The organism is Pseudomonas sp. Hz4 (assembly GCF_054898165.1).
In genome coordinates, this window is the sequence record NZ_CM142719.1 from 4022360 (window position 1) to 4037240 (window position 14881).

At 59.7% G+C, this 14881-nt stretch carries 11 protein-coding genes, 5 tRNA genes and 1 pseudogene; 5 read left to right on the forward strand and 12 right to left on the reverse strand.

Annotated features, from left to right (window positions below; translation table 11 throughout):
• Positions 1-50: 50 nt before the first annotated feature.
• A complete protein-coding gene (locus ACYZTR_RS18370) occupies positions 51-3329 on the forward strand; it encodes an EAL domain-containing protein (RefSeq protein ID WP_461973111.1) in 3279 nt (1092 codons plus the stop codon).
• Positions 3330-3441: 112 nt separating this feature from the next.
• On the opposite strand, the gene ACYZTR_RS18375 is transcribed toward ACYZTR_RS18370, so the two are convergent.
• From ACYZTR_RS18375 to gltX, 9 genes are all read right to left on the reverse strand, one after another.
• Positions 3442-4401: a tRNA dihydrouridine synthase gene (locus ACYZTR_RS18375; RefSeq protein WP_150655386.1), complete on the reverse strand. Its 960-nt coding sequence runs from the start codon at positions 4399-4401 to the stop codon at positions 3442-3444.
• A gap of 50 nt (positions 4402-4451) precedes the next feature.
• Positions 4452-4889: an acyl-CoA thioesterase gene (locus tag ACYZTR_RS18380; protein ID WP_282377652.1), complete on the reverse strand. Its 438-nt coding sequence runs from the start codon at positions 4887-4889 to the stop codon at positions 4452-4454.
• A 48-nt stretch (positions 4890-4937) separates the two neighbouring features.
• Complete coding sequence (locus ACYZTR_RS18385) at positions 4938-5771, reverse strand: alpha/beta fold hydrolase (RefSeq protein ID WP_461973114.1); 834 nt, start codon at positions 5769-5771, stop codon at positions 4938-4940.
• 30 nt (positions 5772-5801) lie between these two features.
• Positions 5802-6341: a TetR/AcrR family transcriptional regulator gene (locus tag ACYZTR_RS18390; RefSeq protein WP_461973116.1), complete on the reverse strand. Its 540-nt coding sequence runs from the start codon at positions 6339-6341 to the stop codon at positions 5802-5804.
• Between the two features lie 183 nt (positions 6342-6524).
• Positions 6525-6600, reverse strand: a tRNA-Glu gene (locus ACYZTR_RS18395).
• An 80-nt stretch (positions 6601-6680) separates the two neighbouring features.
• Positions 6681-6756, reverse strand: a tRNA-Ala gene (locus ACYZTR_RS18400).
• Positions 6757-6809: 53 nt separating this feature from the next.
• A tRNA-Glu gene (locus tag ACYZTR_RS18405) sits at positions 6810-6885 on the reverse strand.
• A 79-nt stretch (positions 6886-6964) separates the two neighbouring features.
• Positions 6965-7040, reverse strand: a tRNA-Ala gene (locus ACYZTR_RS18410).
• A gap of 135 nt (positions 7041-7175) precedes the next feature.
• Positions 7176-8657 (reverse strand): glutamate--tRNA ligase, encoded by a 1482-nt coding sequence (gene gltX, locus ACYZTR_RS18415; protein WP_461973118.1) that lies wholly within the window; start codon positions 8655-8657, stop codon positions 7176-7178.
• An 85-nt stretch (positions 8658-8742) separates the two neighbouring features.
• Here gltX and ACYZTR_RS18420 point away from each other — a divergent pair.
• Positions 8743-8913, forward strand: a pseudogene (locus ACYZTR_RS18420) (EmrB/QacA family drug resistance transporter); the annotation flags it as partial.
• 31 nt (positions 8914-8944) lie between these two features.
• On the opposite strand, the gene uvrB reads toward ACYZTR_RS18420, so the two are convergent.
• Positions 8945-10960 carry an excinuclease ABC subunit UvrB gene (gene uvrB, locus ACYZTR_RS18425; protein ID WP_461973119.1) on the reverse strand — a complete coding sequence of 672 codons (2016 nt, stop codon included), beginning with the start codon at positions 10958-10960 and terminating at the stop codon, positions 8945-8947.
• A gap of 353 nt (positions 10961-11313) precedes the next feature.
• Between uvrB and ACYZTR_RS18430 the strand changes: the two genes are divergently transcribed.
• The gene (locus ACYZTR_RS18430) at positions 11314-12510 is read left to right on the forward strand and encodes an amino acid aminotransferase (RefSeq protein ID WP_461973121.1); all 1197 of its coding nucleotides are present in this window, start codon (positions 11314-11316) and stop codon (positions 12508-12510) included.
• Positions 12511-12651: 141 nt separating this feature from the next.
• Positions 12652-12852, forward strand: a complete 201-nt coding sequence (locus tag ACYZTR_RS18435) for a hypothetical protein (RefSeq protein ID WP_461973123.1) — start codon at positions 12652-12654, stop codon at positions 12850-12852.
• On the opposite strand, the gene ACYZTR_RS18440 is transcribed toward ACYZTR_RS18435, so the two are convergent.
• Positions 12849-13079 carry a hypothetical protein gene (locus ACYZTR_RS18440; protein WP_033061947.1) on the reverse strand — a complete coding sequence of 77 codons (231 nt, stop codon included), beginning with the start codon at positions 13077-13079 and terminating at the stop codon, positions 12849-12851. The genes ACYZTR_RS18435 and ACYZTR_RS18440 overlap by 4 nt on opposite strands.
• 227 nt (positions 13080-13306) lie before the next feature.
• Here ACYZTR_RS18440 and ACYZTR_RS18445 point away from each other — a divergent pair.
• A tRNA-Asn gene (locus ACYZTR_RS18445) sits at positions 13307-13382 on the forward strand.
• 151 nt (positions 13383-13533) lie between these two features.
• On the opposite strand, the gene ltrA is transcribed toward ACYZTR_RS18445, so the two are convergent.
• Complete coding sequence (ltrA, locus tag ACYZTR_RS18450) at positions 13534-14826, reverse strand: group II intron reverse transcriptase/maturase (protein ID WP_461973125.1); 1293 nt, start codon at positions 14824-14826, stop codon at positions 13534-13536.
• Between the last annotated feature and the right edge of the window lie 55 nt (positions 14827-14881).

The following is a 14881-nucleotide window of genomic DNA, read 5'->3' on the forward strand; positions in this document are numbered from 1 at the left end:
ATAGAGCCTCGAGTTACTGTCACTAACACCCACTCAGCCAAGGCTTGCCAATGCCGAAATCTGTTGACCGTGTTCCGCCGATGCCGCGTATACAGGCGCTTGACCCAAAACGGTCCGAGCAGAGCTGGGAAAGCGCCCCACAATTGCTGGCCGCCCTCAACGGTGCACGTCTGGGCGCCTGGTATTGGGACATCGAGCGCGGGCAGATCAGTTGGTCGCGCGGTACCCAGGCGCTGTTCGGCTTCGATCCCCGGCAACCGCTGCCGGCGGATCTGGAATACCTCGACTTGCTACCGCCAGAGGATCGGGCGAAAACCATTCGCGCCTTCGACGCGGTGATCGCCGGCGCTCCGCTGGAACAGGCGATGCACCACCGCATTCGCTGGCCCGACGGCAGCCTGCACTGGCTGGAGATCAATGGCAGCCTGCTGCCGGACAAACACGGCCGGCCACGGATGATTGGCGTGATCCGCGAAATCACCCACCAGCGCCAGCGCGAACAGGCGTTGAGCAGCTCGGAAAAGCGTTTTGCCACGCTGTTCCACCTGTGCCCGAACATGGTCTTGCTGACCCGCCAGGAAGACGGCCTGATTACCGAAGCCAACCAGTATTTTGAAAGCCTGTTCGGCTGGCCCGTGCAAAACGCCATTGGTCGTACCACCGTGGAACTGGGCCTTTGGGTGCACCCGGAGCAACGGGAACAACTGGTCAAGGCCACCAAGGCCAAGGGCGAACTGGTCAGCATGGAGGTGCAATTTCGCGCCAGCAATGGCCAGGTCCATGACGGCATTCTCAGCGCACAAAAGGTGGAGCTCGAAGGCCAGCCGTATCTGCTGAGTACGTTTCTGGACACCACCGAACGCAAAGCCGCCGAGCTTGCCCTGAAAGACAGCCAGGAGCGGCTCGACCTTGCTCTGGATTCGGCGCAACTGGGTACCTGGGACTGGCATATCCCCAGCGGCATGCTGTACGGCTCGGGACGCGCCGCCCAGTTACACGGGCTGGAAGCCATACCCTTTCATGAATCTTTCGATGCGTTTTTCGAAGGCGTGCCCGACGAAGAGCGCGGCACCATGCGCGACGCCTATCGCAGTCTGCGAGAAGGCCCTGCCGGCAATTATCAACTGACCTACCGCGTGCAATTGCCGGATGGCAGCTCGCGCTTCCTGGAAAGCCGCGCCCGACTCTATCGCGACGACAGCGGCGCCCCGTTGCGCATGGCCGGCACGCTGCTCGACATCACCGATCAGGTGGAGCGCGAGCAGCTGCTGGTGGCGTCCGAAGAGAAGTTTGCCACCCTGTTCCAGGTCAGCCCGGACCCGATTTGCGTGACCCGTCAGGACACCGGCCAATTCATCGAGATCAACTCCAGCTTCACCCAGACCTTCGGCTGGAGCGCCGTCGATGTGATTGGCCACGGCGCCGACGAAATCGGTCTATGGGACGCTTCGGCGAAAAGCCTGCGACGGATCGAGCAGGTCATTCGCGAGCAAGGCCTGAACAACGTGGCGATCCTGGTTCAACACAAAGACGGGCAATCCCTGACCTGCGTGATTTCCAGCCGCCAGATCAGCGTTGGCGACCAGCCGTGCGTCGTCACTACCCTGCGCGACATCACCCAGCAACAGCGCTCGGAAGCGGCGCTCAAGGCCAGCGAAGAGAAGTTCGCCAAGGCGTTCCACTCAAGCCCCGATGCCATCACCATCACCGAGCGCGACACCGGGCGTTATCTAGAGGTTAACGATGGCTTTTGCCGCCTGACCGGCTACCGCGCCGACGAAGTGATTGGTCGCACGGTGTATCAGGTCGGCATCTGGGCCGATGAAAAACAACGCTCGGCGCTGCTCGCCGAACTGCAGATCAAGGGCCGGGTGCATCATCAGGAAATGCTCGGGCGCAATAAACGCGGCGAGCTGCTGACTGTCGAGGTCTCGGTGGAGCCGATCACCCTCAACGAAACCGCTTGCCTGCTGCTGACCGCGCGGGACGTCAGCTTGCTGAAAAACGCTGAAGCACAAATCCGTCACCTGGCTTACCACGACCCGCTGACCAACCTGCCCAACCGCGCGCTGCTGATGGATCGCCTGAGCCAGCAGATCGCCCTGCTCAAGCGCCACAACCTGCGCGGTGCCTTGATGTTTCTCGACCTTGATCACTTCAAGCACATCAATGATTCGCTCGGTCATCCGGTGGGCGATACCGTGCTGAAAATCATCACCGCGCGCCTCGAAGCCAGCGTGCGCATGGAGGACACCGTCGCCCGTTTGGGCGGTGACGAATTCGTGGTGTTGCTCAGCGGGCTCGAAGGCTCGCGCAACGAGGTCAGCGAGCAGGTTCAACAGTTGGCGGACACCTTGCGTGAACTGCTGTCGGAGCCGATGTTCCTCGACGGACAACGCCTGCAAGTGACCCCGAGCATCGGCATCGCGCTGATTCCCGATCATGGTTCGACCCCGACCGACCTGCTCAAACGCGCCGACATCGCTCTCTACCGGGCCAAGGATTCAGGCCGCAACACCACGCAGATGTACCACAACACCATGCAGAAGGCTGCGAGCGAACGCTTGCGCATGGAAACCGACCTGCGCCTGGCCCTTTCCCGGGGAGAGTTCCGCGTGCACTACCAACCTCAGGTGGACGCCCGCAACGACCGCATCGTCGGCGCCGAGGCGCTGGTACGCTGGAACCATCCGGCACTCGGCGCGCAATCGCCCACCGAGTTCATCAAGGTGCTGGAGGACAGCGGACTGATTCTGGAAGTTGGCACCTGGATCATCGACGAAGCCTGCAGCGCCTTCAAACAGCTGATCGCCAAACGCTTGATCGACCCGCTCGACTTCAGCCTGTGCGTGAACATCAGTCCGCGACAATTTCGGCAGAACGACTTCGTCGAACGCATCGAACACAGCCTCAGCAGTCATGGCCTGCCCTGCTCGCTGCTGAAACTGGAAATCACCGAAGGCATCGTGATCCAGAACCTGGAAGACACCATCAACAAAATGCGGCGCCTGAAAAAACTCGGCGTGAGTTTTGCGATGGACGATTTCGGCACCGGTTATTCCTCGCTGACTTACCTCAAGCGCCTGCCGGTCGACACCCTGAAAATCGACCAGTCGTTCATCCGCGACGCCACCACCGACCCCAACGACGCCGAGATCATTCGCGCGATCGTCGCCATGGCCCGCAGCCTCGAATTGAAAGTGATTGCCGAAGGGGTGGAGACACCGGAGCAGCTGGAGTTTTTGCAGGGGCTGGGCTGCCATTTTTATCAGGGGTATTTGCACAGCCCGCCGCTGCCGGTGGAGGCGTTTCAAAAGCTCCTTAAATAACGCGGACCTAGTAGCAGCTGCCAAGCAGCGCGAGACGGCGTTCGGTTTGGGCCACATTCGGACGAAGCAGTCGTGAGGTCTTCCTGCATGTGCTGTTTTTTTTCAATTGGATTCAGGCGGCTTCAGACACCTGTAGACCCAGTAAACGCGAGACCTGATCCAGTTCAGTCTCACGACGCAGGACCGTGAACAGCTCGACCGCTTCGGGATAATTGCGAGTCAGCATCGCCAGCCACTGCTTCAAGCGACCCGGCGACTGGCGTGGCGTCATCTGCGCCTTGGCTTGCAGCCAGAAGTCCTGAATCAGCGGCAGCAGCTCGGCCCAGGTCATCTCGACGACGTCCTCACCGGCCCGCGCTGCCGCGATTTGCCGCGCCAGGTCAGGACGCGAGACCAGACCGCGACCGAGCATGATGTCTTCCACACCGCTGATTTCGCGGCAACGACGCCAGTCTTCGACGCTCCAGATATCACCATTGGCGAACACCGGCACCTTGACCACGTCCTGCACCCGCGGAATCCATTCCCAGTGGGCCGGCGGTTTGTAGCCATCGGTCTTGGTCCGAGCATGAACGACGATGTGCGCCGCGCCACCTTCGGCCAACGCCGTGGCGCAAACCAGTGCACCGTCCGGACTGTCGAAACCGAGGCGCATCTTGGCGGTCACTGGAATGTGCGCCGGAACCGCACGACGGACATGTTCGACGATCTGGTTCAGCAGCTCAGGCTCTTTGAGCAGCACCGCGCCGCCACGGGACTTATTGACGGTCTTGGCCGGGCAGCCGAAGTTCAGGTCGATAACCTCGGACCCCAGCTCGCAGGCCAGCGCGGCGTTTTCTGCCAGGCATACCGGATCGGAGCCGAGCAGCTGTACCCGCAGTGGCACGCCGGACGCGGTCCGGGCGCCGGTCAGCAGCTCCGGGCCGAACTTGTGGTAATAGGCAGGCGTGAGCAGTTGATCGTTGATCCGAATGAACTCGGTCACGCACCAATCGATACCGCCCACACGGGTCAGCACGTCCCGCAGGATGTTGTCGACCAACCCCTCCATGGGCGCCAAAGCAATTTGCATGAAGAACACACTCAACGAAAAACGTGCGGCAGTTTACTCGAAAGCGTCGATTAGATCGCGACTTGCAACGCGGGACCGTAGCCCTCGATGAACTCGGTCGGCATACGCTTGGGCTTGCCGGTCGACAGTTCGATGCAGACGAAGGTGGTTTGCGCCCGCAGCAACGTAGTGTTGTCGCTGGGGCGCTTCAACTGGAAGTGCCGGGTCATTTTCAGGCGCTGGTCCCAATCGACGATCCAGGTCGCCAATTGCAATTCATCGCCTTCATAGGCGGCCGCCAGGTAATCGATTTCGTGCCGCACCACCGCCATCGCCCGGTCCAGACGACGATACTCGACCAGGTCCAGGCCCAGCCGCTGGGAGTGGCGCCAGGCACAGCGTTCGAGCCAGGTCACGTACACCGCGTTGTTCGCGTGACCCAGCCCATCGATGTCCTCTGCGCCGACTTCCAGATCAATGATAAATGGCGTTGCCCGATCCCAGCCCATGCCCCACTCCTGGTCAGAAAATTTTGACCGGGGCAGTGTAACGGATGCTCAGGCCAATTGGCGCGATTGCAGACTGCGACCGGCCAGCAGCGAAAGTACGCCGTCGATCACCCGAGGGTCAGCCAGCACCCGTTGATGACCACCCGCTTCCAGGCGCAACAGACGGCTGTCAAACCAGGCTTCGTTGATCAGCTGCGACTCCTTGACCGGAACGTAGCAGTCGTCTTCGGCATGGACGATCAGGCCGGGCATGTCGAGTTGATAGTGCGCGACATCCAGCGCCGCAGCGCGCATGCCGACGTCTCTTTCGATCTGACGAATGAACGCTGAACGGGCTTTCGGTGGCAACCGCACGTAACGGGCGAAACCGCGCAACACGCCGAGAATCCGAGCCGGGGCGGCGATCGTGACCAGGGTTTCGGTGCGCAAGCCCAGTTGAACGGCGAGCATGGCACTGGCACCACCCATGGAGTGACCGATAACCGCTTGCAGCGGCGGCAACTCGGCAGCGGCTTCAAGCATGGCTCGAGCAAACAGCACGACGTTCGCTTCGCTGCCCGGCGAGCGACCGTGAGCCGGGCCGTCCAGAGCAACCACGGTGTAACCGGCATCGACCAGTGCGGTGATGAGGCTGGCAAACTGCGTTGGCCGACCTTCCCAACCGTGCATCAGCAACACGGCCGGGCCCTGCCCCCAACGCAGTGCCGAGAGACCGAAGCGCAAGGTGATCCGCTCGGATGTCGCCAGCAGCGGCAATTCCCAATCGCGCGGCGGCAGCTCGCGCGGCGTCATGAATGCCAATCGCATTAGGTTCGCAACCAGTTTTGGTGCGACCCAGCCCAAGGTGCCATTAACGCCACGAACCCACTTCAACGTACTCATCGCTCTCACTCCCAAGGCTCGGCCTTCAGGTCATAGCACCGCCGATTTGGCGGCGCGCAGCAATCGATCGGACAACTCTCCTGGCCCCAGCGCGCGCGCCAGAGCCAAACCACCGACCATCAAGGCCATGTCGGCCAAGGCTTTGTCGGTGTCTTCCGGGCTGGCCGCCAACTGCGCGACCATCATTTCAACGTGCTCATTCAACGCCACACGAAACGCGTCCGGCAGCCGGCCCAGTTCGCCGACCGACGCCGGAATCGGGCACGCTGACTCAGAGGAGTCACGGTGTTTGCGTGACAGATAAAACGCAGCAACCAACACGCGACGCTCTTCGCCGGTCAACTCGGCGTCCATGTCGGCGATCAAGCCACGGCGGTGACCGAGCAGTTGCTTGAACGCTTCCAGCATCATCGCGTCCTTGCTTTCGAAGTGCGCATAGAAGCCGCCGACGGTAAGGCCGGCTGCGCCCATCACTTCGCCCACGCTCGGTTCGGCCGGGCCGCGCTGAATCAGCGCTGCGCTGGCAGCCTTGAGGATGCGTTCGCGGGTTTGAGCTTTTTTATCGTTCATCGTTGCCTCCGAATATTACGACTAGAATATTATTCTCATAATAATTTTACGCAAGTCGTGGATGTGACCGCTGGTCTGAAGAACAGTTTGAAAGAAATAGGGGATTTGGCCAAACGCCAGACAAACAAAAGGGCCATTCAATAATTGAATGACCCTTATAAAATCCCGCAGAGCGGGTAATCGTGGCGTCCCCTAGGGGACTCGAACCCCTGTTACCGCCGTGAAAGGGCGGTGTCCTAGGCCACTAGACGAAGGGGACGCAAAACCTTCTATACAACTGATCAGTGCTGAGAGCTGATCGATTCAAGGCCGGTGTGGCCAGACCTTGAACTGTAAAATTGGTGGAGCTAAACGGGATCGAACCGTTGACCTCCTGCATGCCATGCAGGCGCTCTCCCAGCTGAGCTATAGCCCCGGATTTTTCGCCTCACGGCGGAGCGACATTTTGCAACATCGCTTCTGTAAAACTGGCGTCCCCTAGGGGACTCGAACCCCTGTTACCGCCGTGAAAGGGCGGTGTCCTAGGCCACTAGACGAAGGGGACGCAAACCCTTCTATACAACTGACCAACCCTGAGAGTTGATCGCTTCAAGACCGGTGTGGCCAGACCTTGAAGTGTAAATTGGTGGAGCTAGACGGGATCGAACCGTCGACCTCTTGCATGCCATGCAAGCGCTCTCCCAGCTGAGCTATAGCCCCTCATCGCTGAGGACGGGGCGAATCTTAATGGCGCTTCGGAAAGCTGTCAAACATATTTTCAACAATTTCCAAAATTTTTTGTCGCCATAACAATCACTTACCGCCCTCCCCCTGAGAAACGGGGGTAAAACGATCTTAGGCGATGTTGCCCAAGAGTTTTTCCCATTCCTTGTTTTCCTTCTTCGACACGCCACCGAGCAAGTCGATCGCTTGGCGCAGACGGAAACGGGTCAAGTCCGGACCGAGGATTTCCATCGCATCCAGCACCGACACCGAACTGGCCTGGCCAGTGATCGCGGCAAACATCAGCGGCATGGCATCACGCAACTTCAGTTCCAGAGATTCGACCACGGCTTGAATCGTTGCGGTGATGTTGTCCTTCTCCCACTGACGCAGGCTTTCCAACTTCCACAAAATCAACTGCATCAACTGACGCACCTGATCGCCCGACAGCTTCTTGGATTCAAACAACTTGGCGTCCGGGTTCACGCCACCGGCGAAGAAGAAACCGGCCAGCGGTGCGACCTGGCTGAAGGTTTCAACCCGGCCCTGCACGTGCGGCGCGATCTTCATCATGTATTGCGGGTTCAGCGCCCAGGTCTGCAAGCGGCTGGCGAACTCTTCCACCGGCAGGTCCCGCAGCCACTGGCCGTTGAGCCACGACAGTTTCTCGATGTCGAAAATCGGGCCGCCGAGGGAGACGCGATTTAGGTCGAAGTGGTCGACCATTTCCTGCAGCGAGAACTTCTCGCGCTCGTCCGGCATCGACCAGCCCATACGGCCCAGGTAGTTGAGCATCGCTTCCGGCATGAAGCCCATGCGTTCGTAGAACGTCACCGAGGTCGGGTTCTTGCGCTTGGACAGCTTGCTCTTGTCCGGGTTACGCAGCAGCGGCATGTAGCACAGCTCCGGTTGTTCCCAGCCGAAGTACTCGTACAGCAGAATCAGTTTTGGCGCCGATGGCAGCCACTCTTCGCCACGCAGGACGTGGGTGATGCCCATCAGGTGGTCATCGACCACGTTCGCCAGGAAGTACGTCGGCAGGCCGTCGGTCTTCATCAGCACTTGCATGTCCATACGGTCCCACGGGATCTCGACGTCGCCCCGCAGCATGTCTGGAACGACGCAAACGCCTTCGCTCGGCACTTTCATGCGGATCACGTGCGGCTCGCCGGCGGCCAATCGGGAAGCGACTTCTTCCTTGGACAGCAACAGCGCACGGCCGTCGTAACGCGGGGTTTCGCCGCGAGCCATTTGCTCGGCGCGCATCTGGTCGAGTTCTTCGGCGGTGCAGAAGCACGGGAACGCGTGACCCATTTCAACGAGTTGCTGGCAGTACTTCTGATAGATCTCGCCGCGCTCGCTCTGGCGGTAAGGACCGTGCGGACCGCCGACGTCCGGGCCTTCGCTCCAGTCGATACCCAACCAGCGCAGGGCATCGAAAATCTGTTGTTCGGACTCGCGGGTCGAACGCAATTGATCGGTGTCTTCAATCCGCAGGATGAACTCACCGCCATGCTGCTTGGCAAAGCAGTAGTTGAACAAAGCGATGTAAGCGGTACCTACATGGGGATCCCCGGTAGGCGATGGCGCGATGCGAGTGCGGACGGTGGTCATGGCAAGTCTCGAAATGAAGATAAAACAAAGGGCGAATGGTAACAGGCGTTGCCTGCCCGGCTCCAGTGAGCAGGGCATTTAAGCCAGTGAAGCGGCGGCGCTGGGCAAACTCAGTGAGATTGCGCATCAGCAGGCGTCGATCATGGCTTACAACGATGCGTTTCACCTTGTCGGGATTGCGCTAGGGATCAGCATGCTGGCGGTGTTGTTGACCAAGGCGTTGCCGGCGGGGTTGAAGGCTGGTGGAGCACATTGAAATCGCGGCGCGGCCTCGGGTGCTGCAAAACTCAAACGGTGATCAACCGCTCCCGCAACTTGCCAATCTCATCACGCATCTGCGCCGCAGCTTCAAATTCCAGGTCGCGCGCAAGCTGGTACATCTTCTCTTCCAGCGCCTTAATACGCTTGGCGATTTCGCCCGGCGAACGCAATTCTGCTTCGTACTTGGCGTTTTCCTCGGCGGCCTTGGCCATGCCTTTGCGCTTCTTGCTGCGCGAACCCGGCACGGTGGCGCCTTCCATGATGTCGGCAACGTCCTTGAACACGCCCTTAGGCGTGATGCCATTGGCCAGGTTGAAAGCGATTTGCTTGTCGCGACGACGCTCGGTTTCGCCGATCGCCCGCTCCATGGAACCGGTAATGCGATCCGCGTAGAGAATCGCCCGCCCATTGAGGTTGCGCGCCGCCCGGCCGATGGTCTGGATCAGCGAGCGCTCGGAACGCAGGAAGCCTTCCTTGTCCGCATCGAGAATCGCCACCAGGGACACTTCCGGCATGTCCAGACCTTCACGCAGCAAGTTGATCCCCACCAAAACATCGAAGGTGCCCAGACGCAGATCACGGATGATTTCGACCCGTTCAACCGTGTCGATGTCCGAGTGCAGATAACGCACCCGTACGCCGTGGTCAGCCAGGTAATCGGTCAAGTCTTCGGACATACGCTTGGTCAACGTCGTGACCAGCACCCGCTCCTCCAGCGCCACGCGCTTGCCGATTTCCGAGAGCAAATCGTCGACCTGGGTCAGCGCCGGACGGATTTCGATTTGCGGGTCCACCAGGCCAGTCGGACGGACCAGTTGCTCGACCACGCGACCGGCGTGTTCGGCCTCGTAGTTACCCGGCGTCGCCGAGACAAATATCGTCTGCGGGCTAATGCTTTCGAACTCGTCGAAACGCATCGGCCGGTTATCCAGCGCTGACGGCAGGCGGAAACCGTATTCCACCAGCGTCTCCTTCCGGGAGCGGTCGCCTTTATACATGGCGCCGACCTGCGGCACGCTGACGTGGGATTCGTCGATCACCAGCAAGGCGTCGGCCGGCAGGTAGTCGAACAAGGTAGGTGGCGCCTGGCCAGATTCACGGCCCGACAGGTAGCGCGAGTAGTTTTCGATACCGTTGCAGTAACCCAGTTCGAGAATCATCTCCAGGTCAAACCGGGTGCGCTGCTCCAGACGCTGCGCTTCCACCAGTTTGTTGTTGGTACGCAGGTAGTCCAGGCGCTCCTGAAGCTCGACCTTGATGCCTTCGATGGCGCCGAGCAGGGTTTCCCGTGGCGTCACGTAGTGGCTTTTCGGATAGAAGGTGAAGCGCGGCAACTGGCGGGTCACTTCGCCGGTCAACGGATCGAAGGCCGAAATCTTCTCGACTTCATCGTCGAAGAGTTCGATGCGAATCGCTTCAAAGTCGGATTCCGCTGGGTGGATATCGATCACATCGCCGCGGACCCGGAAGGTCGCACGGGCGAAATCCATGTCGTTGCGGGTGTATTGCAGGTCCGCCAGGCGGCGCAGCAACGCACGCTGATCGAGCTTGTCGCCGCGGTCCACGTGCAGAACCATCTTCAAATAGGTTTCCGGGCTGCCCAGACCGTAGATACACGACACCGTGGTGACGATGATCGCGTCTTTGCGCTCCAGCAACGCCTTGGTCGCAGACAGTCGCATCTGTTCGATGTGATCGTTGATGGAGGCGTCTTTCTCGATGAACGTATCCGACGACGGCACGTAGGCTTCGGGCTGGTAGTAGTCGTAGTAGGAAACGAAGTACTCGACGGCGTTGTTCGGGAAGAACGCTTTGAACTCGCCATATAACTGTGCAGCCAGCGTTTTGTTCGGCGCCAGCACCAGGGTTGGACGCTGCACCTGGGCGATCACATTGGCGATGCTGAAGGTCTTGCCCGAGCCGGTCACACCAAGCAACGTCTGGTGCGCCAGCCCGGCTTCGATGCCCTCGACCATCAGACGGATGGCTTCCGGCTGATCGCCGGCGGGCTCGAAGCGGGAGACTAGCTGGAATTCAGACATGAAATAACCTCTCGGTTTTCGAAGCAGGAGTCGCGCCTTGTGCGGTCAAACCGGACAGCAACGAGAAAGACCGCAAACGACCGATGTCGCCCGAGGAAAAAACTGGATTGTGCTTAATGTGGAGCCGACTGCCCGCGCTTTCAAGGCAAACGTCCTACATCGGGTAAAACGTTTGACGCAGCCAATCGACTAACGGTCGAAAAATAATCGGAAAAACTTAACGTAAAAGCAGAATCGTCTGTCGCCATCAATCGCTGATGGCCTCTATACTAGCTCCCCGTTTGTGCACCGCTCTAGTGCATTCGGCTGGAGCGCGACACGTCCCTCCACTCTCCATTCAGAGCCGCCGCAAAATGAGCCTGTTCTCCGCTGTCGAAATGGCACCACGTGATCCAATCCTGGGCCTCAACGAAGCATTCAACGCCGATACCCGAACCAACAAGGTCAACCTGGGGGTCGGTGTTTACTGCAACGAGGAGGGGCGAATTCCACTCCTGCGCGCCGTTGTCGAAGCCGAGACGATTCGCGTCGCTCAACACGCCTCCCGTGGCTACTTGCCAATCGACGGTATCGCCGCCTACGACCAGGCCGTGCAGAAATTGTTGTTTGGCAACGACTCGCCGCTGATCGCCGCGGGCCGGGTCATCACCACCCAGGCCGTTGGCGGTACTGGCGCGCTGAAAATCGGTGCCGACTTCCTCAAGCAACTGCTGCCGAACGCTGTCGTGGCGATCAGCGACCCGAGCTGGGAAAACCACCGCGCGCTGTTCGAAACGGCCGGTTTCCCGGTTCAGAACTATCGCTACTACGACGCTGCGACCCACGACGTTAACCGTACCGGCCTGCTGGAAGACCTGAATGCTCTGCCGTCCGGTTCGATCGTCGTGCTGCACGCGTGCTGCCACAACCCGACCGGCGTGGACCTGAGCCCGGCGGACTGGAAAAACGTCCTGGACGTGGTGAAAGCCAAAGGTCACGTGCCGTTCCTCGACATGGCCTATCAGGGCTTTGGCGATGGCATCGACGAAGACGCCGCTGCCGTGCGTCTGTTCGCTGAATCGGGCCTGACGTTCTTTGTTTCCAGCTCGTTCTCCAAATCCTTTTCGTTGTACGGCGAGCGCGTGGGCGCCCTGTCGATCGTCAGCGAATCGAAAGAAGAAAGCGCGCGCGTGCTGTCGCAAGTCAAACGCGTGATCCGCACCAACTACTCCAACCCGCCGACCCACGGTGCAAGCATCGTCACCGCCGTGCTGAACAGCACGGACCTGCGCACTCAATGGGAAGAAGAACTGGCTGAAATGCGCCTGCGGATTCGCGGCATGCGCATTCAGATGGTCGACCTGCTTGCCCAGAAAGCGCCCCAGCGTGACTTCAGCTTCGTTGGCCGCCAGCGTGGCATGTTCTCCTACTCCGGCCTGACGGTTGAGCAAGTGACCCGCCTGCGCAGCGAGTTTGGCATCTACGCCCTGGACACCGGCCGCATCTGCGTTGCCGCGCTGAACCAGAGCAACATCGACGTCGTGACCAAGGCCATCGTTGCGGTGATCTGAGTCGTTGAGTGGTAAAAAAACGGGAAGCCCTTGGGCTTCCCGTTTTTTATTTGTCACAGATAATTCTCAAAGCAACGACCGAGGGCTCTAGACTGCACCCACAGGTTTTATGTACACCCCGAAATTCTTACGAGAGCCAACATGAAAAACGATGACCTACGCGCCGACCGCGATGAGCTGGATCACTTCGCGCCTCGCACCCCGGCCAAACGTAGTAATAACCTGATGATGCAAGTCGCTGCCGGCGTGTTTCTCGGCGGCCTGGCCTTGTGGCTGGTGCAACTGGCCGCTACGATGCTGTACGCCAAATTGATGGTCGCCACCGTCACCTTCGGCGGTTAGGCCAGTTCGGTTGCGCGCTGGCTGGCAGCGTCGTCATAGGCGACGTAGAGCGATTCGGCGACTTGGCTTTTGATGGCCTTGGCACTTTCCAGGCCCAGGACAAAACCTTCGGCCTTGCCACCGGCACGGTTCAATTCGTCAGCGGTGCTGGCCTGAGTGATTGCGTCGAACAGTTTTTCGGCGTGAGGACCGACACCTTTGGGCAGACTGATCTGAGCGATGCTCATGCGAACACCCCATTGTGGCGAGGCGTGGTGGTTAGTTGATTCATGGCGCGTACCTTTTCGGCGAATGGCCGGCAGCGCGTGTAACCACTTCCGGGCGGCCATGGTAGACCTCTGAGGCGATTCTGGTAACCGCCCACCGTCGATAAACCACCGCCCGCCCCCATGAATCCATCAAGCGGCTAACAGGTGCTTGACTTCTCTTTTTGAATCAGTAACATGCACGCCATTCCGCGATAGCTCAGTTGGTAGAGCAAGTGACTGTTAATCACTGGGTCCCTGGTTCGAGTCCAGGTCGTGGAGCCAGACAGCAATAGCGAAAAGCCCCTGAATCGAAAGGTTCAGGGGCTTTTTTGTGGCCGCAATAAAATCGGCATAGGGGGCGGCCTTCATAGGCCGCTCCCCTGCCACACCACCCGGCATGCGGGTCCGCACCGGGCGGTTCGAGAGATTGAGGTTATGAGAGTCGCACCAGTCCCAGCCTGTCGAACCATGCCACATCCAACACTCGATTCAGCTCAAATCGGCTGTTACGCCACCAGCTACACGAGTTGGCCGCCACTTTCCGGGCCGTTTGACTGCTGGCTCCCAGCACCCTCAGTTCGCGGTAGATCGTCGGTCCACGCCGCCATTGCTTAAGCTGGATCGCTCGCAGTCGGTGTCGTATCCATTCATCAAGCTCTCGCCAGATTTTCGGTGTTTGTGACAACCCAAAGTAAGTTTTCCAGCCCAAGAGATAAGGGCGTAGATTTTCGACGACTTGTCGCAGACTGCGGCCACCTGAGCGACGGGTGAGTTCGCGTATCCGTTGCTTGAACTGCTTGCGCGCTTTGACCGCCACAGCTCTTTTGACGCCTTGGGGCGACGCCCAAAAGGCATATCCAAGAAACTTGCGACCAAACGCACTCGCCACCGCACTCTTGCTCTCGTTGACACTCAAGTGCAGCTTTTCATACAGACGCTTCAGCAAAGCCATTACCCGCTGCCCAGCCCTGCGGCTGCGAACATACACATTCGCATCGTCGGCATAGCGTACGAAGCAATGACCTCGACGTTCAAGCTCCCGATCCACTTCGTCCAGCAGCACATTCGCCAGCAACGGCGACAGCGGGCCGCCTTGCGGCGCCCCGCAACGGCTTTTCTCGACCACGCCATTGATCAGCGTTCCCGCATCCAGATACGCCCGAATCAGCCGGATAACCGCCCGATCCGCAATCCGCTTGCGTAAACGATCCATCAGAATGTCGTGGTCGACCCGGTCGAAGAACTTCTCCAGATCAACATCCACCACCACTCTGCGCCCCGAAGACACATGGCGCTGAGCCGCCAAAACGGCGTCCTGCGCGCAGCGTCCCGGGCGAAAGCCGTAGCTGTGTTCACTGAAAGTCGGGTCGAGTAGTGGCTGCAAGACTTGCAGCAACGCTTGTTGGATCAAACGGTCGGTGACCGTCGGAATTCCCAACTCGCGCTGACCACCGTCGGGTTTGGGAATGACCACGCGGCGTACCGGACTGGGCCGGTAGATGCCGGATAGAAGCTGTTCACGAATCGCCGCCCACTGAGTCAGCAGATGTTCGGCCGTCCGTTCAATATCCAGACCGTCGACCCCCGCTGCACCTTTGTTGGCTTTGACCCGCTTCCACGCCCGCTTCAGGTTTTCTCTCGCAAAGGCCCGATCCAACAGCCCTTGCCCTGCGTTGTCGGATTCATCTTGCGGGCGATTGACCTCGTCGCTGATGGGGCTTCTCACGGTTTCACCGCTCCCGTCCTCACATCCGCCCCGCGTTTGGCAGGCATCTGACTTC

Bases quoted from the DNA above. Each gene is read 5' to 3' on its own strand.
- uvrB (WP_461973119.1), bottom strand. From the start codon at position 10,960: ATGTCTGAATTCCAGCTAGTCTCCCGCTTCGAGCCCGCCGGCGATCAG.
- ACYZTR_RS18380 (WP_282377652.1), bottom strand. From the start codon at position 4,889: ATGGGCTGGGATCGGGCAACGCCATTTATCATTGATCTGGAAGTCGGC.
- ACYZTR_RS18375 (WP_150655386.1), bottom strand. From the start codon at position 4,401: ATGCAAATTGCTTTGGCGCCCATGGAGGGGTTGGTCGACAACATCCTG.
- ACYZTR_RS18440 (WP_033061947.1), bottom strand. From the start codon at position 13,079: ATGAGCATCGCTCAGATCAGTCTGCCCAAAGGTGTCGGTCCTCACGCC.
- ACYZTR_RS18435 (WP_461973123.1), top strand. From the start codon at position 12,652: ATGAAAAACGATGACCTACGCGCCGACCGCGATGAGCTGGATCACTTC.
- ACYZTR_RS18430 (WP_461973121.1), top strand. From the start codon at position 11,314: ATGAGCCTGTTCTCCGCTGTCGAAATGGCACCACGTGATCCAATCCTG.
- ACYZTR_RS18390 (WP_461973116.1), bottom strand. From the start codon at position 6,341: ATGAACGATAAAAAAGCTCAAACCCGCGAACGCATCCTCAAGGCTGCC.
- ACYZTR_RS18370 (WP_461973111.1), top strand. From the start codon at position 51: ATGCCGAAATCTGTTGACCGTGTTCCGCCGATGCCGCGTATACAGGCG.
- gltX (WP_461973118.1), bottom strand. From the start codon at position 8,657: ATGACCACCGTCCGCACTCGCATCGCGCCATCGCCTACCGGGGATCCC.
- ACYZTR_RS18385 (WP_461973114.1), bottom strand. From the start codon at position 5,771: ATGAGTACGTTGAAGTGGGTTCGTGGCGTTAATGGCACCTTGGGCTGG.